The following is a 22,318-nucleotide window of genomic DNA, read 5'->3' as shown; positions in this document are numbered from 1 at the left end:
TCCCCGCCAAAGTGCGGGCACGGCGCTTGCCGGACGGACCACAACTTGCCGCTGTCTGCGGTTGGTCAGCCCTGTCACGTTCGCGCGTGGCTTGTCGCCCACTCGAGCGCATAGTCGGCCACCTGCTCCCAGCCAGGCTCGACACCGGTGAAGTGTGAGCGGTCCGGAAACTCGTAGATCTCAGTCATCGCCTCGGAGTTGCGGTATTTCTTCGCGTTCGAGCGGATCACCGAGGGCGGCATCAAATGGTCTTGGCCGCCAATGATGAACAACAACGGAGCACGGTCATCCAGGTCGTAGTCGACCCAGGTCTCCTGGTGGCCCGGCCTCCAGTTGGCTGTCAGGCCATAGGTCCAGACCCAACTTCCGGGCGCCGGGATGTGGAGGCGGTCGTACGCCGCGTCGGATTCCTCCCGGCTGACCGTGTTGGCAAAGGCATAGTGGAACTGCTCCTTGGTGAAGCCCACCGCGCGGTGCCGGTTGGCCGGGTTCTTGAGGATTGGGAACAGGGACTTGGTCTGGGCCGGCGGGTTCACCCGCACACCCTCGGGTGGCGCCGAGTCGATCACCACCGCGGCGGCGCCCAACCCGCGGTTCACCAAGAGTTGGGTGAAGGTCCCCCCGAAGGAATGGCCCATGATGATCGGCGGACGGTCCAGGCTCTCGACCACCTCGCTGAGATGGTCGAGCGTTGCGGGAACAGAGGCCTCGGCGATGATCTCGGGTCTTTCCCGCAACGCCTCTACCTCGATCTCGAATCCCGGGTACGTCGGCACGAAGACCTCATGGCCCTTCGCCCGGTAGTGCTCCACCCAGCGGTCCCAGCTTCGGGCGGTCATCCAAAGCCCGTGGATCAGCACGATCGGCAGGGCCTTGGTCGTCGGCTCGCTCATGATGCTCCTTCCGATCCGCTGCAGCAATCGTCGGAACCCTCGGACAGCGGTAACCTCACGCCGCAGGGACGAAGTCGCGGCCCGCCCCGCGCACGGTCTGCACCGCCTCCGGGTCGCCGGTCGCTTCCGTGAAATCCTAGCCGTCTGCACATCGGCCGGAAGCGGAAGCGACGTGAACGCCGGACGCGTTGTCAGTTCGGCGCATCCAGTCACGGACGGTTACGCGCTGGCCCAGGCCGGCTGCTGATCGTGTCACCCACCAGGTGAAGCCGCCGTGTCCTCATCAGCCGGAGTCGGACAACCGGCCGCCGGCGACGCCTGGTCTGGTGACCGAAGCCCTCACCGCCTAACTGACCGGCGTTGCGACAAGCCCCCGACTAGCCCCTTGGGGCAATGGGTCGAACAGGGCTGAGCGGGCAGTCGTTCGGGTGGGCGCCACCGATACTGCAGGAATCTCATCGATAGCCTTTAGCGGCCTTGACGATCTGCGGGCTGACCACGATGGCGTACCCGACGAGGAGCGCCGAGGTGAGCCCGAGCAGCAGGCCGGGTTCGGTGACCACCAGCGTCACCACGATGGCCAGCGTGATTCCCGCCAGGCCAACGATGAACCGGCGCCGGGGCATACGACCGAGAGCGAAGCGGTGCAGACCCAACCCGCACAGCATCCACGTGACGATCGACCCGCCCAGCACGAGTCGCGCGTTGAGCGGCATCTGACGCGACTGACCGATCTCGTACACCACAACGCCCAGCGCCCATCCAAGGAAGAGCACGGCCGCGCCAGCGGGTGAGTGGAGATAGGCGTAGCCCTGACCGCTGCCCAACTGCGGCACGGCGAGCCTGCTGTTCACGTAGGTGGTGTAAATCCACCAGATGCTGGCTGGCAGAAGGAAGGCCGCAAAGGCGGCGGCCACCACGCGGGCGGGCGGGTGGGCGGTGGGTACCGCGTCACGCAGGTTGGTCAGCGTGGCGCCGAGCAGAATGATGGTGAACTGCCCCAGCCGTTCAGGCAGGTGGGTGCTGTGTACGGGATGGCGGCGCAGCCAGCAGCGGCCGAGCCACGGGGTGAGCAGCTCGATAGCCAGGGCGGTGATCCACACTGCCGGTCGTACGGTCGGGGAGATGGCCAGTGACCCAGCCCAGAGCAACCACCCGGTACCGAATCCGGTGAGATAGACGGCGACCAGATCCCAGGCGGACCGGTCGGCTGCGAGGACTCGCAGGTACATCAGGAGCAGACAGCCACGCACGATCAGGTACCCGACCGGCAGCAACAGGCCGGAGGGGGCCTGCTGCACGCCGAGGGCAATGGCGCCAGCACCAACCGTCGCAGCCAGCACGAGCAGTCGGTGCAGAGTGTCGTCCGGGTCGTAGCGGGTGTCGTAGAAGGACTGGCCGATCCATGACCACTGGATGAGCACGTAGAGGACGATGGCAACGGCGAGTTCTTGGACACTCGGCGATGCCCGGGTGTCCAACCGCGCGGTCACGCCCAGCAGGGCCAGGACGAATACCAGGTCGAAGAAGAGTTCAAGCCAGGTGGCATGCCGCTCTTCGTTCAGCTCCGGCCCGCCGGGGTAGCGTAGCCCCAGCAGACCCACGGTACGGAACAGCCGGGCCAACCTGCCACCTCCGGCCAATCGCCCACCCCCACGCCGTCACCACCATTGGTAATCATTACCTAACGGGTCGTGCCACCATGCCGAGACCCACCCTGCTGCACCGGTTCCTGCCGCGGCTGAGCCACCGAGTTGCGCAGCGTCTCGTGGTCGACACCCGACCCCGGGCCCACGTCCCGAATCGTTGCGGCAGGAAACGAGCACCAGGCCGGTATTGCCGCAGCGCTCGACGGCACAGGCACCCGATCCAGCGGTCCCCCCGTCGGGCACCCGGACAAATCCGGTACCCACCCGTCTCGGCTCGGCTCGCCGAACTCATGCGACAACCAGGTGTAGGCCCCGATCGAGGTGGTACTCGGATGCCCTGGCGAGGAGCGGAGGCCCATGTGGCTGTCAAGACCGAAGAGCGGGTGGGCATCGCAGGTGTCCGTCCGTTCACGATTGAAGTCCCCGAGGCGGAACTCGAGGCGCTGCGCACGCGCATCAGGGCCACGCGCTGGCCCGAGAGGCAGACCGTCGATGATCAGTCGCAGGGCGTACCGCTCGAAACAAGCCAGGCGCTCGCGCGCTATTGGGAGAAGGAGTACGACTGGCGCAACGTCGAGGCGAGGCTGAATGCACTACCGAACTTCATCACCGAGATCGACGGGCTCGACATCCACTTCATCCACGTCCGATCGAAACACGAAGACGCCCTGCCGCTCATCGTCACACACGGCTGGCCCGGCTCGATCATCGAGCAGCTGAAAATCATCGGCCCGCTCACCGATCCCACGGCACACGGCGCGAGCGCGTCGGACGCCTTCCATCTGGTGATCCCGTCCCTGCCGGGCTACGGGTTCTCCGGCAAACCGACCACACTGGGCTGGGGCCCGGAGCACATCGCACGCGCCTGGATCGAACTGATGAAGCGCCTCGGCTACACCCGATTCGTCGCCCAGGGCGGCGACTGGGGCGCGCTCATCACCGACCTCATCGGTCTGCAGGCGCCCCCGGAACTGCTCGGCATTCACACCAACATGCCCGGTACGGTTCCCCCCGACATCGATGCACTGATCCAGTCCGACATCACCGGGATAAACAAGGCACTCAGCAAGCTGCCCTCCAACCTCTCAGAAGAGGAGCGGCGCGCCTGCCGGCAGCTCGACTTCTTCTGGAAACATGGTGCGTACGCCCTCGTGATGGGGACGCGCCCCGAGACGTTGACTGGACTCGCGGACTCGCCCATCGCTCTGGCGAGCTTCATGCTGGACCATGACGCAGCCAGCCTGGAGCTGATCTGCCGGGCCTTCGCCGGCCAACCCGGCGGCCTCACGCGAGACGACATCCTCGACAACATCACCCTCTACTGGCTGACGAACACCGGGGTTTCCGCGGCTCGTCTCTACGCGGAGAACAAGCTGTCCTTCTTGTCCGCGAAGGGCGTCTCCGTGCCGACCGCCGTGAGCGTCTTCCCAGACGAGCTCTATCAGGCGCCGCAGAGCTGGGCGGAGCGGGCGTACCCCAATCTCATCCACTACAACCGGCTCGACCGGGGCGGGCACTTCGCGGCCTGGGAACAACCGCAGCTCCTCACCGAAGAGCTTCGTGCCGGTTTCCGCCCGCTCCGCTAGCCGATGCGGTTCGAGTATGCCGACCGTGGTGTCGGGTACGCGAAACGGACTGACGACTGCGAGGGGGAGGCATGGACGGCGCACGGATCCCACCCGGATTCACGGAACAGACGGCGCGGGTCAGTCAGATCACCATCAATTATGTACGGGGTGGTCAGGGTGGGACATTGGTCCTGCTGCACGGCTATCCGCAGACGTGGTTCATGTGGCGCAAGGTTCTGCCGGAGCTTGCCAAGCGGTACACCGTCATCGCGCCCGACCTGCGCGGCGCCGGCGGGAGCGACGCCCCGGCAAGCGGATACGACAAGAAGACCCTCGCCCGGGACGTACACGACCTCCTCGCCCAACTCGGGCTCGAACGGGACATCTGCCTGGTCGGCCACGACGTCGGCGCCATGGCGGCGTACGCGTACGCCGCCGCCTATAGCGATCAGGTGAGCAAGCTCGTCCTCACCGAGGCGCCCATCCCCGACCAGGGCCTGTATCAGGCTCCGTCACTCACTCCGAGCGGGCCGGGCCTGTGGAATTTCGGGTTCTTCAGCCTCCCGAACGGGCTGCCGGAGCAGATCGTGGCCGGCCGGGAGGAGCTTTGGGTCGATCGGTTCACCGACTCGATGGAGGTGCAGAAGACCGGCATCGGCGCGGACGAGGTTGCCGAGTACGCCCGATACCTTCAGGACGATGCCCACCTGCGGGCGAGCTTCGAGTATTTTCGCGCCCTTCCACAGGACATCGCCGACAACGCCGAGTACGCCAAGACGAAACTTGCGATGCCGGTGCTCGCCCTCGGCGCCCGGGCGAGCCTAGGGGACGCGGTATCCCGACAAGCCGCCCACTACGCCGTCAACGTGAGCGGCGGCGTCATCGAGGACTGTGGCCATTGGATCTTCGAGGAACGCCCCGCAGAACTCACGAGCCAACTGCTGAAGTTCCTCCAACCGGCCTGACCTGACCCGTTCGACTCCGGCCGGCCGTAGCCGGCAGTTTTCCGTTGGCCGTCACGGCTCGGAGGCGCGGTCCGCGGCGGCGGCGAGCGGGTGTGGTTGGCCGGCCATGGCGGCTAGCGCGGCCGCCACGGCATGGAGGTCGGCTTTGATGTATGTGGTGGTGGCCGGCCCGGTGGGAGTCGGTGTGCCCGGCGTAGGCGCGGGCGATGCCGTAGCCGAAGTGCCGTTCGACCCAGGTCAGGGTGGTGTGGCGCAGCCAGTGGGTGGAGATTCCTTGGGCGGCCACCCACGGCAACTGCTGGCCGATGCGTTTCCACAGGTGGTCGTAGCGGCGGCTGGTGATCGCCCGCCCGTTGCGGTAGCGCAGCAGAAGGTCGGTCGGCAGGACCGCGCCTCGGGCGCGGGCGTGTTCGTCGAGGTGGGCGGCGAGGTCGAGGGTGATCGGCTGCCAGCGCAGGGTGGCACCTTTCTCGGTCAGCCGCAGGAGCCCGCAGTCGGTGTCCAGGTCGGCCAGCCGTAGCCCGAGCGCGCCGCCGCGGCGGCAGGCGGTCTCGGTATGCAGCCGCAGCAGAAGCGCGTCGAGGAGGACGTCGTTACCGCTGGTTCGGGCGGCGAGGTTGATCTGTTCGAGCGTCGGGGGTGAGGGCGCGGCGGGTGTTCGGCAGCCGGCGGGGCTTGACCACCCGGTGGGCGGGGCTGGCTGCGGCGTCGATGAGCCCGTCGGCGATGGCCCGGTTGTAGATGGCGCGGGCAGCGGCGATGGCATGTTCACCGGCGTGGCGGCCGCTGCGGCTGTTACGCCGTGACCGGGCCGTCGCGGCGACCTGTCGTTGCACGGCCTCGATGTCGCTGGCCGCGATGGCATCCAACGGGAGATCGCCCCAAGCGGCGGCCATGCGGTTCCAGTAAGTCCCGTAGGTGCGACGGGCACCCGGCCCAGCCGCCGCGATGACATGGGGCAGGTACTCGGCGAGAGTCGGCAGGCTCGGGCCGGGGTCGGCCTGCAAATCGGCGAGGGTGACGCCGAGGTGAGCCAGCAGCTGCCGGGCTGCGGCGACGCGGGCAGGATCAGCTGTCACCACGGCCTCCGATCACCTGGGCATGCAGGTCGGCCAGCAGCCGCGCGACCATCCCGGCCGGATGGATCACCAGCACGTCATGAGCGACCAGGGCGGCGAGCAGCAGCGGCTGCCCAGGCGCGATAGCGCACATCTGCCGCGCGCTGGCCGGTAGCGGCAGCTCCCCCCGACTGCCCACCCCATGCGGCCCGGGCAGCGCCGAGGCGACGACCAACATCCCGGCGCGCGGACCGATGCTGATCCGGTGACCCGGGTTCCAGCCCAGCGCGCGCATGAGGCCGCGTTCGGTCACCCGGCCGGAACGATCCGGGCAAGCCATACCGAGCAGAACCTCGTCCGGCGAGGCGCTTGCTGGCGGACGCGGTGCGGGTAGCACCGGCATGGGGGCCTGGCGGGATCGCGGTCGGTCGGGAAGCGGGGCCGCGATGAGCACGCCGATGAGCTGCTCTGGATCGCGGCGGCGAGGTGGTGTCATGGCCGGTCCAACTGCGAACACGCCGCTACACGCCGGCAGCAACGTACCGCTCGCCGGCGCCCACGATCACTTGTTACAGCATGGGTGCCGTCTGTGCGCCACCACGGAACCGAGCCTGACTCAAACTCGGTGAAACTCCACCAAAATGGTGTCCGAGGGGGGACTTGAACCCCCACGCCCTATACGGGCACTAGCACCTCAAGCTAGCGCGTCTGCCATTCCGCCACCCGGACTTACTCGTCCAGCCTACCGCGCCGACCTGGGGGATCTCATCACCCGCAGGCCGCTCTGGCGGGCCGCACGAGGAGTTACTGTACACGCCCCGGGTGGATCATGCACATCGGCTTCCGGCCGGTGCGTCCGTGCAGGTCGGGCCGGTCCACGACGCGGGACGACCGACGCCGACCGGCGGGCCCGGGTAGCGTCCGGCGGGTCCGACCCGGCAGCATGACCACGTGTCCCATCCCTCTCCCCTGGCCGCCGTCCAGCACCGGGCCCTCGCCCTGCGCGCCGCGGGCGATCTCACCGCCGCCCGCCGGTTGCTCGCCGACGCCGTCGGATCCGCCCGGCCGCCGTACGGCGAGGATCACCCGGATGTGCTGAGCACCGCGCACCTGCTGGCCCGCCTGCACCGGGAGGCGGACGACCCGGGCACTGCCCGTCGGACACTGGAGGAGGCGTACGCCGCCGGCGAGCGACGCTGGCCGCCCGCCGACCCGCTGATGCTGGCGCTCTCCTTCGAGTTGGCCTCGGTGGCGCATGAGTTGGGCAACCGGCACGAGGCCCGCCGCAACTACCGCCTCGTCGCCTCCCTGGGCCCCGCCGTGCTCGGTGTCGACCACCCGGCCGTACGCACGGCCCGGCAGTATCTCGGCGATGCCGCTCCCGCCCCTCAGCAGGCCGCGCCGGGCCCGCGGCCGGACCTGTCGGCCCTGTCGGAGCCGACCATCTCGCTGGCCGCCCTCTCCACCGCGTGGCGGCCCCACGAGCCGACCGCGATCCCCCAGCCACCCCGGTTTCCGGCCGCACAGCCCCCGACGGTGCATCCTCCGCCCGCGCCGCAGGCGACCGCTGGCCCACCCACGGTGCCGCCCGCTCCGCCGTACCACCAGCCGATCCCGCCGCCGCCCACCGTTCCGGCTCCGCCGGGTCCGGCTCGGGCCACCGCCACCCCGCCGCCCGCGCCGCCGTACCCGCCACACACCGGCGCCGCGCCGGTGCCGCACCAGCCGCCGGCCCAGCCCTACCCGGGTCCGCCGCATGCCGGCCGTGTGCCGCCCCCGCCGGTGGTGCCCGCGCCGCCGCACGCCACCCCGGTGCCGCCTCCCCCGGCGGTGCCCGTCCCGCCGCACACCGGCGCCGCCCCGGTTCCGCCCCCGCCGGTGGTGCCCAGCCCGCCGCACAGCGGATGGGCTCCCCCGGCCCCGCCCGTCGTGCCGAACCCGCCGCACGCCGCCCGGGTGCCGGCTCCGCCCGTACCGCCGCACGCCGCCGCGACCGGACAGGCCACTCCGCACGCCGTCCCGGCGCAACAGATCCCGCCGCCTCCGGCGGTACCGCCGCACCACGCCAGCGGTACAGCAGCGCCGCCGCAGTCTCCGTGGGCCCCTGCCCCTGCCCCCGCGCAGCCGCCCGTGGCGCATGGTCCGTCGGCGCCCGCGCCGCAGAGCCCGCCTCATCCCGCCGCACCGGCGGCCGAGGGCACCTCCCCGTCCGCCAGGACGATCCCGCCACCGCCGCCGGTCCCGCCGCACGCGGCGCACGCCGTCTCGTCTCCCCCGCCTGCGGCGACGACCGCGACGTCGAGCCCGCGACACGCGGCGCCTCCCGCCCCCGCCGCCGTGTCGGTGCCGCCCACGCCGCCCACCGTCGCGCCGTCGCGGCCGGTCCCCGCCGTGCCACCGCGGCAGCGGACGGCCCACGGGGCGACGGCCGACGCCACGCCCTCCACGGCACCGGAACCCACCGCCGAACCGGCCGCGTCCCCGGCATCCGGCGGTCGGCCGACCGCGGCACCGACGTCCGGCGACAGGACGCCGACACCCCCCACCCCGCCGTCGGTCCCCACCGCCCAGACGTCCGCCCCGGCCGCCGCACGCCCGGCGCCCGACGCCGAGGCACCGCGTCCGGCCGTGCCGGACGACGCGGCGTCGGCCGGGCCGGAGGCGCCGGAACAGTCGACGCGCGGGCCCAGGTGGGACAACCCCACGATCCAGGTACGGCAGATCGAGCCCCTGCTCGCCGAGGAGGCCGCCCGCACCGCCAACGCGAAGCAGGCCGAGGCCGCTGCGGCCACGCCGGCCACCACCGCGCCACCTGGTACGTCGGAGGCCGCCCCCGCCTCACCCGGGACGTCCGAAGTCGCCGCCACGGCCCCGCACCCGCCTGCGCCGACGGCACCGGTCAACGCCCCGCCCACAGTTCCGGTCAGCGCACCACTGGTGAGCGCACCACCTGCGCCACAGGTCGCCGTGCCGCCCGCGCCCCCCGTCAGCGCCCCGCCGACGCCGCCGGTCAGCGCACCGCCGGTTCCCCCGGTCAGCGCGCCACCGATCAGCGGACCGCCGGTCAGCGCGCCTCCCGGGTACCCGCCCGTCAGCGCACCGCCGCAGCCCTCGCCTCCCGTGAGCGGGGCGCCGGCGCCGCCGTGGAGCATGACCGCGCCGCCGTGGAGCAGCACGGCTCCCCCACAGGCGCTGACCGAGCCGCCGGCCACCGGGAGCGGCCGCGACCAGGACGTCGAGGACGAGCGGGACCAGGAACCCGCGCTGGAGCGGAAGCCGGGCCGGGAGCAGGGGACCGGAGAGCAGGCGCCGGCGTACCTCGACATCGACGAGACGTTCCCCATGAAGGAGGTCCCGTCGCCGTCCACCGTGCCCGGGCCGGCCTACCAGGTGCCGGCCTTCCCGCCGCCGCCGGCGGCGTACCCGATGGTCGCGGAGCCCGAGGAGCGCGGCCGGAGCCGGACGGCGGTGGTCGTCGCCGTGGTCGTCGCGGTCCTGGCCGTGGCGGCGCTCGTCGGGGTGGGCGTGCTGGTGCTCAGCCGGGAGGCGGCGCCGCCGGCCGGGCCCGCCTCACCGACCGCGTCGACGACCGCGGCGGCCTCGCCGAACGCGGCCGGCCCGCCGCCGGGCGACCTGGCGCTGCGGGACGACTCGGCGACGATCACCCTGAGCTGGACGGACCCGGCGCGCGGCGGCGTGCCGTTCATGGTGGCCGGCGGCCGGGCCGGGCAGAAGCTGGGCGTGATGGCCACGGTGGACCCCGGCCAGACCAGCTACACGGTCAACGGCCTCAACTCGCGGGTGGACTACTGCTTCACGGTGCTGGCGGTCTACTCGACGGACTCGTTCGCCACGTCGGGGCAGGTCTGCACCGAGCGGGAGGGCGACACGCCGACGACCTGAGGCTGACCCCCGGCGCGGCGCGCACGCTCGGTGTCCACAGCGGGACAGCGCGGGTTCCCCCGCCCCCGGCCGGGCCATATGATGGCACCCGGCTCAGGGGAGGGTCGCCGGTCAGGGCGCGCCACCTGCCAGGACGACACGGGAGGCAGCCGGTAGTGGCCACCATCGACGACGCCGCGAACGCCGGCGGTCCGCGTCCCCGCTCCCGCCGGATGCGGGGCGGTCTGGTCACCATCGGGACGGTGGCGGCGCTGCTGGCCGCGATGGGGCTGACCGTCCTCGGTCTCGGCGCGGCGGACAACGCGGTGGCGAGCTACGACGCGAGTTCCTGGCTGTGGAGCACCGCCCGCAGCGAGATGGCCCGGGTCAACGGGGTCACCGCGCGGGTCGACACCCGGGTCGAGATCCCGGCCGCCCGCCGACACCCGATGCAGGTCACCCAGACCGACCGGCTGCTGATCCTGCGGGACCTGAACACCGGCCAGGTCAGCTCGCTGGACCTGGCCACCCTGCAGATCACCGCGACCACCCGCACCACCCCGGGCCTCGGGGTCAGCGTCGCCCTGCACGAGGACGCGGCGTTCGTCGTCGACGCCGTGCAGGGCATCGTCCGGCAGCTCGACCCGCGGTCCCTGACGCCGGTCGGCGAGCCCGTGCGCTACCCGCCGGGCATCACCGGCGGGTCCTTCGACGGGGAGGGCCGGCTCTGGATCGCGGTGCCCAGCGAGGGCACCGTCTCGGCGATCACCGCCGCCGCGCTGCCCTCCGCGCCCGCCTCGGCCGCCGCCGGGGCCGGCCTCAGCCCGAAGCAGGTCGAGACGTACGACGTCGCGGAGGCCAGTCACGAACTGGTCGTCTCCACCCTGGACGACGGCGTCGCGGTGCTCGACCGCACCGCCGGCGCGCTGGTCACCGTGCAGCGGGGCCAGGTCCGTCCAACGCCGCTGACGATGAGCGCCCCGGGCGCGCTGCCGGCGCGGACCAGCGGGCCGGCGGTGCCGGTGACCGTGCCCGGCGAGCGGCGGGTATACGTGGTCGGCGACGGCGGCGAGGTGCGCGTGTTCACCGTGCCGGGCACGGGCGACCGGCTCAGCCCGGCGGTGGCGTGGGCCGGCCGGTTCTACTGCGCCGACGAGGCGTCGGGCACGGTCTACGCCTTCGACGCGAACGGCCAACTGGTCGACACCATCCGCGGCAAGGGGACGGGGCCGCTGGAGCTGGAGGTGCGGGAGAACCACCTCTTCGTCAACGCCCCCGACTCGGCGACCGCCCGGGTGGTGGACGACAAGCACCAGGTCCGCGAGGTCGACAAGTACGCCAACGACGTGCTCGGTGGCGACCCGCCGCCGGCTCCCCCGCCGCCGCCCCCGCCGAAGAAGCCCAAGGTCGGCAAGCCGGGCGCGCCGCGCAGCGTGACCGCCGCCGCCGGCAATGCGCAGGCCCGGGTGAGCTGGCGGCCGGCCCCGACCAACGGCGCGGAGATCACCCGGTACGTGGTGGAGGGTGCCGGCCAGCGGGTGCAGGTGGGCGCCAACCAGCGGGCCGTGGAGATCAAGGGTCTGACCAACGGCGAGACGTACCGGTTCTCGGTGCACGCGGTCAACGCCAAGGGCGACGGCCCGGCGCGGACCAGCAACCCGGTGACGCCGACCGCCGCGGTGCCCGACCCGCCGGCCAGCGTCACCGCCCAGGAACGGCCGGACGGCACGGTGCTGGTGCGTTGGCCGGCGGCGAACGGTCAGGGCAACACCATCGCGAAGTACGTGGTGACGGCCACCTCGGCGGGCACCAACGCGCCGGCCGGCGAGTCCCGCAAGACGGAACTGGTGGTGCCCGCCGGTGAGCTGGAGTACGGCACGCAGTACGCGTTCACCGTCGTCGCCGTCAACGACCGGGGCGCCGGCTCGGCGGCCTCCCCGGTGAGCAACACCGTCGTGCCGTACGCGGCGCCGGACCGGCCCGCCGACCTGCGGGCGACCACGGTCGCCGACCGGCCGGGCACGGTCGCCGTGCAGTGGTCGCCGGCCGGGGCGAACGGCCGCCCGGTGACGAAGTACCTGGTGGACGTGGGTGGGCGCACCAGCGAGGTGACCGACACCCGGGCCACCGTGGACGGGCTGGGCAACGGCCAGAACGTCACCGTGAAGGTGAAGGCGGTCAACGAGGCCGGTCCCGGCCCGGAGGCCACCGCCACGGCCCGCACGGTGGCCGAGCCCCGCATCACCGTGACCGGCTCGTCGGCGACCGCCACCTCGGCGACGGTCACGTTCACCGTGGACGCCGGCGGCGGCAAGGCGACCTGCTCGCTGAGCACGAACGGCGAGCCGACGAAAACCGGGAACTGCTCCGGCATCACGATGACGGGCCTGGCCCCGGGCACGGCGTACACCTTCACCGTGACCGCGAGCAACGCCGCCGGCAAGGGCACCGCCACCCGCGCCCAGGCCACCGACGCCCTCTACGGGATCGCCACCTGCAACAACGGCCCCGACGGCGACCAGCGGACGTACTGCAACTCCGACGTCGACGGCCGCAACGGCAACGAGATCTTCTCGGTGCCCCGGCAGGACAACAACCGGCAGGTCGGCTGGGCGAAGCCCGGCACCCGGCTCAAGGCGTACTGCAAGAAGTCGGGCGAGAACGTCGACTCCTGGATCTACAACAACCAGAAGCAGAGCACCTGGTGGGTGCAGGTCGAGTACAGCGGGAAGAACTACATCCCCTGGGCCTGGCTCAACCTCGAGGGCGGCGACAACATCAACGTCCTGCCCACCTGCTGACCGCCCAGGCAAGGAGCACCACCGACCGTGAACACCCACGAGCCGCTCACCCAGCCGGAGGTGCAGGGCTTCGCCGCCCTCGCCGCCCGGCTGGCCGAGAACGTCAACGCGGTCGTGCTGGGCAAGCCACAGGTGGTCCGGTTGGCGCTCACCGCGCTCTTCGCCCAGGGACACGTGCTGCTGGAGGACGTGCCCGGGGTCGGCAAGACCACCCTGGCCCGGGCCATCGCCGCCACCGTGAAGGGACAGTGGCGGCGCATCCAGTTCACCCCCGACCTGCTCCCCTCGGACGTGTCCGGGGTGACCATCTTCAACCAGGCCACCCGGGGCTTCGAGTTCCACCCGGGGCCGGTTTTCGCCAACATCGTCATCGCCGACGAGATCAACCGGGCCTCGCCGAAGACGCAGTCGGCGCTGCTGGAGGTGATGGAGGAACGCACCGTCACCGTCGACGGCGTCCGGCACCCCGTGCCGCAGCCGTTCCTGGTGGTGGCCACCCAGAACCCGGTGGAGATGGACGGCACCTACCGGCTGCCCGAGGCCCAGCTCGACCGGTTCCTGGTGAAACTCTCCGTCGGCTACCCCGACGAGGCGGTCGAGGTGGAGGTGCTGCGCGGCGCGACGGTCCGCTCCCCCGAGGCGCTCACCGCGGTCACCGACACGGCCACCGTCGGGGAGATGGTCCGCATGGCCCGCCGGGTGCACATCGCCGAGCCGCTCTACACGTACGCGGTGCGGCTGGCCGCGGCCACCCGCGCCCACCCGCAGGTGCGCGTCGGGGTCAGCCCCCGGGGCGTGATCGCCCTGACCAGGGCGGCGTGCGCGTACGCGCTGATCGACGGGCGGGGCTGGATCATGCCGGAGGACCTCAAGGCGCTGACCGAGCCGGTCTTCGCGCACCGGCTGCTGCTCACCCCGGACGCGCAGGTGCGCGGGGTGACCGCCGCCGAGGTGCTGCGCCAGGCGGTCGCCTCGGTGCCGGTGCCGCTTCCCTCGGGCCAGCCCGCCCCGGTCCAGGGCTGACCGGCAACGCCGGTGTCCGCGCTCACCGCCCGAGGCGTCGGGCTGCTCGTCGCCGCCGTCGTGCTGCTCGGCGCCGGCTTCCGCTTCGCGTACCCCGAGCTGACGCTGCTCGGCGCGGCGGCCGGCACCGCCGTCGGCTACGCCCTGGCGACCGCGGCCTGGCGGCCCCGGCTGGAGGTGACCCGCAGCGCGGACCCCGACCGGGTGGCGCGGGGCGAGCCGGCCGCGATGACGCTGACCGTCCGCAACGCCGGCCGGCTGCCGGCGGCGAGCCTGGTGGCCGAGGACCGGTGCGGGAACCGGTCGGTCCCGGTGCCGCTGCTGCGGCTGCGACCGGGCCGCGACACCACGGTCCGCTACGACGTACCGACCTCCCGCCGCGGCGTGGTGCCGGTCGGGCCGCTACGGGTGACCCGGCGCGACCCGCTGGGCCTGGTGGCGCTGGCCCGCCCGTACGGCGGCACGGTGCCGGTCTGGGTGCACCCGCGCATCCATCCGCTGCACGCGGTGCCCACCGGGGCGGGACGCAGCCTGGACGGCCGGGTGGACAAGGTGCCGCACGGGTCGATCACCTTCGACTCGCTGCGCGAGTACGTGGTCGGCGACGAGCTGCGCCGGGTGCACTGGCGCACCAGCGCCCGGGTCGGCGAGCTGATGGTGCGGGAGAACGTCGACACCAGCCTGCCCCGGATCGTGGTGCTGCTGGACAACCGGGCGGTCGCCCACCCGGAGCGGGTCGACGGGGTGGCCGAGTCGTTCGAGTCGGCGTGCGAGGCCGCCGCCTCGGTGGTGACCGCCGCGGTCCGCGAGGACCTGCCGGTGGTGCTGCTGGTGGTCGCCCCGGAACCGTCCGGGCCGGACACCACGGGCGACGAGACGGGGCACGGCGGCGGGCCGCTGGACCGACTCGCGGCGGCACAACTCGCCGACGACGACGTCCTCCAGCCCGCCACCGCCCGACTGCGGCGGGAACGGCTCGGCGACACGCTCGTCTTCCTCACCGGTCCGGGCGGCCGGGGCGACCTGGGTGCGGTGGGCGCGCTGCGCGCCGCGTACCCGTCGGTGGTGGTGGGGATCTTCGGGGCGGCGGAGCCGGCGCCGTCGGGCGCGGCCGGCCTGGTGGTGATCGACGCCCCGGACGGCGCCGCGTTCGCCGCCGAGTGGGACGGGGTGCGCAGGTGGTGAGGGCGACCGGCGGAGTCCGCGCCGGCACGGCGGTGCCGCCGCCGGCCGACAGCGGCGGCCAGGCCACGGGCAGCAACGGCCAGGCCGCGGGCAGCGCCGGGCCGGACCGGGACGGCACCGGCGGCAGCGGGACCGCCGGGCCGGGGCGGGCAATGCTGCGGGCGCTGCGGGCCGTGCCGGTGCCGCTGGCGCTGATCGCGATGATCGGCCTGGCCGGCGCGGTGCTCGGCCGGGTCTACGCCGGCCCGCTGCTGACCCGGCTGGTGCTCGGTGCCGCGATTGGTTCGGTGCTGGTCAGCATGGCGGCCCGCCGGCTGCCGTCGTGGCTGGTCGCGCCGGTCTCGGTGACCGCGATGGCCGGCTGGACGGCCTGGTCGCTGCGGCTGACCGGGACCCGGGCCGAGCTGCCCGGCGGTCTCGCCGAGGTGACCGCGGACGCCGCCACGAACGGCATCCCCCGGCTGCTGACGGCGATGATCCCGGTCGAGCCGACCCCGGACACGGTGCTGGTGCCGCTGGTCGCCGCCTGGCTGGCCGGGCTCGCCGCGGCGGAGGTGGCGCTGCGGGCCGGCCGGGTGCTGCTCGGCTACCTGCCGCCGGTGCTGCTCTACGCCGCCGCGCTCTACGTGGTCGGCCCGAACGCCGACCCGGCGATCGGGCCCACCCTGGCCTTCGTGGCCGTGGCGGTGCTCGGCCTGGCGGTACCATCGGGCGGCGCGGCGACGCCCGGCGACGACCCGACCGCCGGGCTGGCACCCGCGGTCCGCGCCGCCGTGCGGGCCCGGCTCGCCGCCGCCTCCGCCGCCGGGCTGGCGGTGGTCGTCGGCCTGGCCGCCCTGCTCGGCCCGGCGCTCGCCGGCCAGGTCGACGGCCGGCCGGTGGACCCGCGCCGGTACGTCGAGCCGCCGCAGGTGGAGGCGCTCGACGAGAGCCCCCTCATCCGCATCTCCGGGTGGGCGCTCAACCCCGGACAGAAGCTGCTCGACGTCCGCACCGACTCCCCGGACGCGCCCGCGCCGACCGGGACGCCCGACCCCGCCCCCGACTCCGGGCCGGACACCGGCGGCCGGCCGGCACCGATCCGGCTGGCCGTGCTCAGCGACTACGACGGCGTGACCTGGCGGGTCGGCGCGACGTACCGCAACGCCGGACGGATCCTGCCGGCGACGGCATCCGCGCCGGACAGCACCGTGCGGACGGTACGACAGGAGATCACCGTCGCCGAACTGAGCGGCCGGCTGCTGCCCGCCGTCGCCACGCCGCGCGAGGTCACCGGGGCGCGGGTGGCGTACGACCCGACGACCGGGACGCTGATCCGGCCGGAGGGGCTGACGCCGGGCCTGAGCTACACCGTGACCTCGGCCGTGGAGACGCCGGACGGAAACCTGCTCAGCACGGCGGACGTGCCCGCCGGCGACGAGGTGGCCCGGGTGCTCCGGATCGCCGACGGGGTGCCCGAGCCGCTGCGCCGGCTCGCCACCCAGCTCGCCGAGTCCAACGGCGCCCCGTACGCGCGGGCAGCCGCCGTGGAACAGTTCCTCGCCGAGCACTACCGCCTCGTCGCGGACGCGCCGAGCGGGCACGCGTACCCGAACCTGAACTTCTTCCTCTTCGGACCGCGCGACGCCGGCGGCCAGCGCGGCACCTCCGAGCAGTTCGCGGCCGCGTTCGCCGTGCTGGGCCGGCTGGCCGGGCTGCCGACCCGGGTGGTGGTCGGCTTCCGGTCCACCGGCGACGGCCCCGTCCGGGCCGGCGACGCGTACGCCTGGCCGGAGGTCCTCTTCGACGGTCTCGGCTGGGTGCCGTTCGACCCGCTGCCCCGACCCGACGAGGAGCCGCGCCCGGTGGAGGAGGACTTCCGCCCGACGCCCGACGAGCCGCCCCCGTCGGAGGTGCCGGAGCCGACGGTCGAGCCGACCGCCCCGCCGGAGCCGGTGGCCGCGCCGGGTGGGCCGACCGACGCCGGTGGACCGTCCACGGCGCTGCTCGTCGGCGGCGGTACGGGCGGCACCCTGCTGCTGGTCGTTACGGCGCTGGTCGTCCTGCTGGTGATGCGCCGGGCGCAGACCCGGGCGCGGCTGGAGCGGGGCGACCCCGGCCAGCGCATCGCGGGCGCCTGGCGGGAGGTCACCGACGCGTTGCGGCTGGCTGGCCGGCCGGTCGGCGGGGACCTGGCCGCCACCGAGGTCGCCGCCCACGCCCGCCGGGCCCTCACCGACGGCCGGGCCGGCATCTCCGGGGCCCCGGCCGATCCGGTCGGCACCGCCGGTCCCGCACCGGCAGACACCGGCCCGCCGCGCACCACGACAGGTGGCGGGGATCCCGACGCCCGGGTGGACGAGCTGGCCGGCCTGCTCAACCAGGCGGCCTTCGCCCCGGGCACGGTCACGCCCGAGCAGGCCACCCGGGCCGGCGCGATCGCCAACGACTACGTCACCGCGCTGCGGGCCGCCCGCCCCTGGTGGCGCCGCGTCCTCTGGTCGGTCCGCCCCGGCCCCCTCCGCTGGCGGCGCTGAGCTCTGTCACGCAGGCCACCACGGATGAATGACCGGGGCTACGATGTGCCGCACCGTGACAGGAGGGCCGGTGGCACATCGTCTGCGGTTCGTCGCGCTGCTGCTGGGCACGGTCGGCCTGTACGTCGGCTCCTGGTGCGGCGGCTGGCGGGCCGAGAATGAGGGGCTGACGGTCACGCTCACCCACCAGGCGCGACCTGCGCCGCGATCGTCGTAACACGATCGAGGAACCACACTTGCTCCCTGACGAGGGCCACCAGGTTGAGTACCGCGACTCAGGCGGGCTGGCACGTGCCAGGCCAGGATCAGGGGCATGACCAACGCAGGGGATGACGACCAGCACGACGGTGCCGTTGCGGGCTCTTCCCCTCCCCGAGAGCCAGGCCACTGGGCGTACCCCTGGTTGATGCTGATCCTGGCGCTGCCCGGCGCCGCATGGTCCCTGTACGCGGGCCTCATCTCCTCCGCGGCATTTTTCGGTGAGCAGCCCTCTCCGACCGACCACGCCACCACCACCGCCGCTGTCCTGTCCGGGGCGTCTCTATGGCTGGTAACGGCTTTGCTCACCGCAGTCGTGTTCCGCCGCGCGGTGGTGCCGGTACTGTGTGGCCTTGCGGCGGCCGGCTTCGCTACGGCGGCCATGTCGGTGCAGCCGCGTGCTCCGCTGAACACCGCGGACAGTGCGGGCTGGCTGTCGGCCTGGACTCCACCGACGAGTTGGGCGATCGTCCTCTGGGGCGCTACCGCGCTGGTGCTGTCGACGTACGGCCAGGCGGCCAGGGCGCGTGGCCGCCGCGCGGCCCGCTGACGACCGGGCGGCGCCCCCCTCAATGGGCAGCGGGTTGTCTTCGTGCCCAGCCACCACCGCACCACCTGCTCAGAACGCCGTCACCGCACCCCTGCCGTGGCCGCTGCGGTCACTTCACCACGTGGAAGTCGGGGTGGGCGATCCACGCGCCCGTCGCCGCCGCGTCGAGATACACCGCGTCGCCGGCCCAGACGCACCGGCCCGCGTGCAGCCGCCGGCCGTGCACGGTCAGCCGGGCGTTACGGTGGGCCATGAGACCTCCGGATTGTTCGTGGGCGTGAGCACCTCTTCATCGGCGACGAGGTGGTGGATCGATGGCAGCTGCCGTACCGGGCGGATGTCTCCGGTCGCCCGCCACACCAGCCGCGCGGCGGCGATCTGCTCATCGCGTTCGGGGTACATCGCCCCTGGCGCACCGGTCAACCGGCCACGCAGCGCCGGAACGAGGGGCGCGGCGGACGGCCCGGCGTCCGCGACGAGGTCCAGTTCCCAGGCCAGGTTCGACCGGGACGAGGCCAGCCGGGCAGAAGCCGCCGAGATGAGCGGTCCGGCATCGCCGGTGAGGCGCCACACCGCGTGGCCCGCCCGTATCTGGCCGGTGTGGGCGGCCTCGCGCAGCGCTGGCACGGCGTCCAACGCGGCTGGCCCGATCTCGGCAAGCGCGGCCGGCGTCACCCACGGCGCGACGGGCAGGGCGGCGAGGAGATCGGGAACCGCGTCGGCCGCGGCTGGCCCCCAAGAATGCACCAGCGGCACCGCAGCGCGCGAGCGCGTAGGCGGCGCACTCGCGTACCTCCGGGTCTGCGTCCGCCAGCTGGGGCAGCAGCACGTCGCTGTGCTCGGCGACGGCCGCCCACACCGCCGGCTGGTGGTCGCCGTCGCTCTGTTCGGGGTCGCTCTGTTCGGGGTCGCTCTGTTCGGGGTCGCTCTGTTCGGGGTCGCTCTGTTCGGGGTCGCAGAGCGCGCCGAGCACGTGGAGCAGTTCGGGTCGCTGGTGCACTCCCGGTGTGGTGGCCAGCTCGACCAGGAACGGTACGGCCATCACCGTCACCGGGTAGACCGTGCCCTGGTGCCACAGCGAGGAGGCGAACTCGTAGCGGCCTTCGCGGGCGGTCTCCGGATCAGGTGAGGCGATGGCGCGCAGGATGTGCGGCGCTTCCTCGGCCGGGCCGTAGGCACCCTCGTAGGCCGCCCAGTCGACCTCTTCCAGTCCGGCGAGCATCGGGACAGGGTAGACGATCAGGAAGCATCCTTCCTGGGCGCTGTCATCACCTCATGGCGATTGGTTGCACTCCGGGGACGGTGTCGAAGCACCTGGCATGCCTTCGTGACTGCGGGCTGATCGACTACCGGACCGAGGGCCGCCGGTCGTTCTACGCACTGACCCGGCCGGAACTGCTGGACCTGGGATACCAGCCGGGCACCGATGGCGGGCCGCGCCGGGCGGCCCGCCCGGGTGGTACTGGAGGTCAGCCGGTCTGACCGACTTCGTCGACGACGGTGTGGGTGATCACCGCCGTGTATCGCGAGGTGCCAAGGTAGGCATAGGTTTCGGGGTGGAAGACGAGGACCATCTGCTCCGCTCCGTTCGTGGACGGCCAGGCGATTCCAATGCCCGGCCGGCCCGCGCCATCCGTGACGTGCTCGACGGCGCGTAGACCCGGGACTGCTGCTGCGGCTTCGTACAGCGCCGCCCGCGTCTGCGGTCGTAGATAGCTCTCGGCGAGGAAGAGCACGTCCTTGCCGGCGGCATTCACGTCACCGGCTTCGCCGCTGCGGTGCTCGGCCAGGTAGGTCCGCATGGCGGCCGCGTCGGTAGGCAGGTCGGAGCGGTACGCGGGTTCCGGGGCGCACTGCTCGGTCCGGCCCGGAACCACCTGGCCGCCCTTCACCGCGGCCATCCGCCCGTTCCGGCAGCCCGGAATGACCGTCTCCGTGGTGCCGCCAGCGGAAGTTTCTCTGACCAGTCCGTCTCGGGTCCCGTCCACCGACATCCAGCTCTCACGGATCGACTGGCGGTTCTGAGTGCGCTGGTAGATGAGCTGGTCGGATCGGGGGGTGAGGTCAGGCATCCGGAGCGAAACGGCCGCCGCGTTCCGCAGCACCTGGCTGGCATCGGCCCTGGCAACCGGCGCGTCACCGCCGAGCTGATCCGGAGCGAGCACGACCACCGAGGTGACCGCCGCCGCGACGCCCACCGCCACCATCCCGCTGAGTACGAGTCGCCAGTTCCGTCGGTTCGAGCGGCGAATCGTCGTGGGAGCAGGGGACGTGGCGGTCATCGCGGCCAGAAGCCGGCCGCGGGCCGAGGCCAACTGTTCGGGGGTGGCCGGCGGGGTCTCCTGGCCAATTTGCTGGAGCAGTCGCATGTCATCCATTGCTCATTGCCTCCTCGATCGTGATGGTGGAATCGCCGCCCAGCGCGTCGCGGAGCAGCCTGCGGGCGCGGTTGAGTCGTGATCGCACGGTGCCCACCGGAATCCCGAGCGCGGCGGCCGCCTCGTCGTAGGTCAACTCCTCCCAGGCGATCAGGAGCAGCACATCCCGGTCGCCGGTGGAAAGCTCGGCCAGGGCGCCGAACAGCATTCGGCGCAGCGACTGCGCGGTGACCACAGTGGCGACACGGTCGTCGTGCGACGCCTCGTTTGTCGCGGGGACGTACGCCTGCCGCAGCCGGTACTCGCGCTCCTCCTCGCGTCGGTGCTGGCTGACGATGTTGGTCGCGATTCCGTAGAGCCATGGCCGGGCGTCCGGACGGGCGGTGTCGTACCGCTCCCGGCGACGGAACGCCACCAGGAACGTCTCGGCGGCCAGGTCGTCCGCGATCCCGGCACCAAGCCGCCTCGCCAGGTAGCGGTGGATGTACGGGGCGTGCCGGTCGAAGATCACCGCGAAGCTCTCAGCATCCCGGATGGATCGCTCGATGACTGCCCCATCCGTCAACGTGCCGACGTCGACAGCCTTCACTCGTCTAAAACGGTTCATGCACGACCTTCCGCGGAGCCGGGATTCATCACCTGTTATCCGCAGGTCGCGGGAAAACGGTTCACAGGCTGGCGCTCGTGCCGGGTGAACCTATCCGGCGGGTGGAGTGTTGCCGGCACCCAGCGAGGAGCCAACACTCGGAGTGGGAGCCGCTACTGCCCCGTCACCTTTTGATCGTCCCCAGCCGGGGACTCCTCGGTCGCCCGGCCCGGTACGACTTACTGCCCCTGTCGTTCGACGATCCGTGGGGGTGTTGTCGCCGGGTCGGGTGGCGTCGGTGGACCGCTGATGGGGACACGGGCAGCGAACGCCGACAACGCTGGGGCCGACCCCGCACCGATCAGACCCGACGACGTTCATGGATAGCGCACTCGCCAGCACGTCGCGGCCGGTGCAGCCAGGGCGCGACCCGGGGCGCCACCGCGATCAGGGCAACCGCGAGTGTCGTGATCACCGCTTGCCCGATCCGGCCGGGCGTGATGCCCGGCGCGGTGTCCAGCACGTAGTTGGCGTACCCATTCGCCGCCGCGTCGCTGCCCAACAAGACACAGCCGAGCAGCAGCCCTTCGATCCGGCGCAGCACCAGCAACAGCCCGGCGAGCGGATCGAACACGGTCAGCGAGGTGAAGTACAGCGTCAGCCAGGTGGGGATGGACTGGCTCGGACCACCCGGCCGGATGCCGAGCAGGTCGCCCAGGTGCACGATCCCGCCGTACGCGAAGAGGCAGACGGCGGCGATCGCGACGACCCGAACCCACCGGGGCACGCCGGCCCACCGCCGGAGCGATGTCTGCCGCGTCGCGCCCACTGGCCCCCGTTCCGGTCGGGCATGGCCCGCCCGCGCCGCTGTCGACCCTACGCCCGACTCCGTCCCCGCCGAGCAGGACGCGTAAGTCGGTTCGGCGGAGTCGTGCCGTTCGTCCTTGCGGCATGAATGCCGCCCATGGCCTCTCTGTGGTCGTCAGGCTGGCGGATCAGGCGGGCA

19 protein-coding genes, 1 tRNA gene and 1 pseudogene are annotated in these 22,318 nt (G+C 72.7%); 10 read left to right on the top strand and 11 right to left on the bottom strand.

The window, feature by feature from the left end:
• Window positions 1–74: 74 nt before the first annotated feature.
• Entirely contained in the window at window positions 75–893 is an 819-nt protein-coding gene (locus tag ACGF5G_RS28365; protein WP_393268216.1) for an alpha/beta hydrolase, read from the bottom strand.
• Between the two features lie 455 nt (window positions 894–1,348).
• Complete coding sequence (locus ACGF5G_RS28360; protein WP_393268215.1) at window positions 1,349–2,518, bottom strand: low temperature requirement protein A; 1,170 nt, start codon at window positions 2,516–2,518, stop codon at window positions 1,349–1,351.
• Window positions 2,519–2,901: 383 nt separating this feature from the next.
• Here ACGF5G_RS28360 and ACGF5G_RS28355 point away from each other — a divergent pair, with 383 nt between their 5' ends.
• Both ACGF5G_RS28355 and ACGF5G_RS28350 read left to right on the top strand, forming a co-directional pair.
• Window positions 2,902–4,128, top strand: a complete 1,227-nt coding sequence (locus ACGF5G_RS28355; protein WP_393268213.1) for an epoxide hydrolase family protein — start codon at window positions 2,902–2,904, stop codon at window positions 4,126–4,128.
• A gap of 71 nt (window positions 4,129–4,199) precedes the next feature.
• Entirely contained in the window at window positions 4,200–5,075 is an 876-nt protein-coding gene (locus tag ACGF5G_RS28350; RefSeq protein WP_393268210.1) for an alpha/beta fold hydrolase, read from the top strand.
• Here the strand turns inward: ACGF5G_RS28350 and ACGF5G_RS28345 are convergent.
• The 4 genes from ACGF5G_RS28345 to ACGF5G_RS28330 form a co-directional block, all read right to left on the bottom strand.
• Window positions 5,038–5,646 carry a tyrosine-type recombinase/integrase gene (locus ACGF5G_RS28345; RefSeq protein WP_393268304.1) on the bottom strand — a complete coding sequence of 203 codons (609 nt, stop codon included), beginning with the start codon at window positions 5,644–5,646 and terminating at the stop codon, window positions 5,038–5,040. The two genes, ACGF5G_RS28350 and ACGF5G_RS28345, sit on opposite strands and share 38 nt — an antisense overlap.
• 22 nt (window positions 5,647–5,668) lie before the next feature.
• Entirely contained in the window at window positions 5,669–6,154 is a 486-nt protein-coding gene (locus ACGF5G_RS28340) for an integrase (RefSeq protein WP_393268318.1), read from the bottom strand.
• Window positions 6,144–6,446: a hypothetical protein gene (locus ACGF5G_RS28335; RefSeq protein ID WP_393268207.1), complete on the bottom strand. Its 303-nt coding sequence runs from the start codon at window positions 6,444–6,446 to the stop codon at window positions 6,144–6,146. Before ACGF5G_RS28335 ends, ACGF5G_RS28340 begins: the two co-directional genes overlap by 11 nt.
• A gap of 329 nt (window positions 6,447–6,775) precedes the next feature.
• Window positions 6,776–6,862: transfer RNA gene (locus tag ACGF5G_RS28330), tRNA-Leu, on the bottom strand.
• 222 nt (window positions 6,863–7,084) lie between these two features.
• On the opposite strand from ACGF5G_RS28330, the gene ACGF5G_RS28325 reads away from it, so the two are divergent.
• The 7 genes from ACGF5G_RS28325 to ACGF5G_RS28295 all read left to right on the top strand — a co-directional run bounded on the left by ACGF5G_RS28325 (window position 7,085) and on the right by ACGF5G_RS28295 (window position 18,348).
• A complete protein-coding gene (locus ACGF5G_RS28325; RefSeq protein ID WP_393268205.1) occupies window positions 7,085–10,036 on the top strand; it encodes a tetratricopeptide repeat protein in 2,952 nt (983 codons plus the stop codon).
• A 155-nt stretch (window positions 10,037–10,191) separates the two neighbouring features.
• Window positions 10,192–12,816 (top strand): fibronectin type III domain-containing protein, encoded by a 2,625-nt coding sequence (locus ACGF5G_RS28320; RefSeq protein ID WP_393268203.1) that lies wholly within the window; start codon window positions 10,192–10,194, stop codon window positions 12,814–12,816.
• Between the two features lie 27 nt (window positions 12,817–12,843).
• The gene (locus ACGF5G_RS28315) at window positions 12,844–13,839 is read left to right on the top strand and encodes a MoxR family ATPase (protein WP_357700432.1); all 996 of its coding nucleotides are present in this window, start codon (window positions 12,844–12,846) and stop codon (window positions 13,837–13,839) included.
• 12 nt (window positions 13,840–13,851) lie between these two features.
• Entirely contained in the window at window positions 13,852–15,024 is a 1,173-nt protein-coding gene (locus ACGF5G_RS28310; protein WP_393268200.1) for a DUF58 domain-containing protein, read from the top strand.
• A gap of 152 nt (window positions 15,025–15,176) precedes the next feature.
• Window positions 15,177–17,540 (top strand): transglutaminaseTgpA domain-containing protein, encoded by a 2,364-nt coding sequence (locus ACGF5G_RS28305; RefSeq protein WP_393268301.1) that lies wholly within the window; start codon window positions 15,177–15,179, stop codon window positions 17,538–17,540.
• Between the two features lie 70 nt (window positions 17,541–17,610).
• Window positions 17,611–17,757 (top strand): hypothetical protein, encoded by a 147-nt coding sequence (locus tag ACGF5G_RS28300; RefSeq protein WP_393268198.1) that lies wholly within the window; start codon window positions 17,611–17,613, stop codon window positions 17,755–17,757.
• Window positions 17,758–17,946: 189 nt separating this feature from the next.
• Window positions 17,947–18,348 (top strand): hypothetical protein, encoded by a 402-nt coding sequence (locus ACGF5G_RS28295; protein ID WP_393268195.1) that lies wholly within the window; start codon window positions 17,947–17,949, stop codon window positions 18,346–18,348.
• Between the two features lie 109 nt (window positions 18,349–18,457).
• On the opposite strand, the gene ACGF5G_RS28290 is transcribed toward ACGF5G_RS28295, so the two are convergent.
• Both ACGF5G_RS28290 and ACGF5G_RS28285 read right to left on the bottom strand, forming a co-directional pair.
• A complete protein-coding gene (locus ACGF5G_RS28290; RefSeq protein ID WP_393268193.1) occupies window positions 18,458–18,601 on the bottom strand; it encodes a hypothetical protein in 144 nt (47 codons plus the stop codon).
• Complete coding sequence (locus ACGF5G_RS28285) at window positions 18,577–19,104, bottom strand: hypothetical protein (RefSeq protein ID WP_393268191.1); 528 nt, start codon at window positions 19,102–19,104, stop codon at window positions 18,577–18,579. The genes ACGF5G_RS28290 and ACGF5G_RS28285 overlap by 25 nt, the downstream gene beginning before the upstream one ends.
• Before the next feature lie 519 nt (window positions 19,105–19,623).
• Between ACGF5G_RS28285 and ACGF5G_RS28280 the strand changes: the two are divergent.
• Window positions 19,624–19,746, top strand: a pseudogene (locus ACGF5G_RS28280) (ArsR family transcriptional regulator); the annotation flags it as partial.
• Between the two features lie 71 nt (window positions 19,747–19,817).
• Here ACGF5G_RS28280 and ACGF5G_RS28275 read toward each other — a convergent pair.
• The 3 genes from ACGF5G_RS28275 to ACGF5G_RS28265 all read right to left on the bottom strand — a co-directional run bounded on the left by ACGF5G_RS28275 (window position 19,818) and on the right by ACGF5G_RS28265 (window position 22,099).
• Complete coding sequence (locus ACGF5G_RS28275) at window positions 19,818–20,726, bottom strand: CU044_5270 family protein (protein WP_393268188.1); 909 nt, start codon at window positions 20,724–20,726, stop codon at window positions 19,818–19,820.
• On the bottom strand, window positions 20,719–21,333 hold the full coding sequence (locus tag ACGF5G_RS28270) for an RNA polymerase sigma factor (RefSeq protein WP_393268185.1): 615 nt from the start codon (window positions 21,331–21,333) through the stop codon (window positions 20,719–20,721). The genes ACGF5G_RS28275 and ACGF5G_RS28270 overlap by 8 nt, the downstream gene beginning before the upstream one ends.
• Window positions 21,334–21,673: 340 nt before the next feature.
• Window positions 21,674–22,099, bottom strand: coding sequence for a hypothetical protein (locus ACGF5G_RS28265; RefSeq protein WP_393268182.1), 426 nt, complete (start codon window positions 22,097–22,099; stop codon window positions 21,674–21,676).
• Window positions 22,100–22,318 lie beyond the last annotated feature (219 nt).

The organism is Micromonospora sp. NPDC047730, from assembly GCF_043204765.1.
Classification (GTDB): Bacteria; Actinomycetota; Actinomycetes; order Mycobacteriales; family Micromonosporaceae; genus Micromonospora.
Note: the sequence above shows the minus strand (reverse complement) of the source record. Positions and strands in the feature narration are given on the sequence as shown.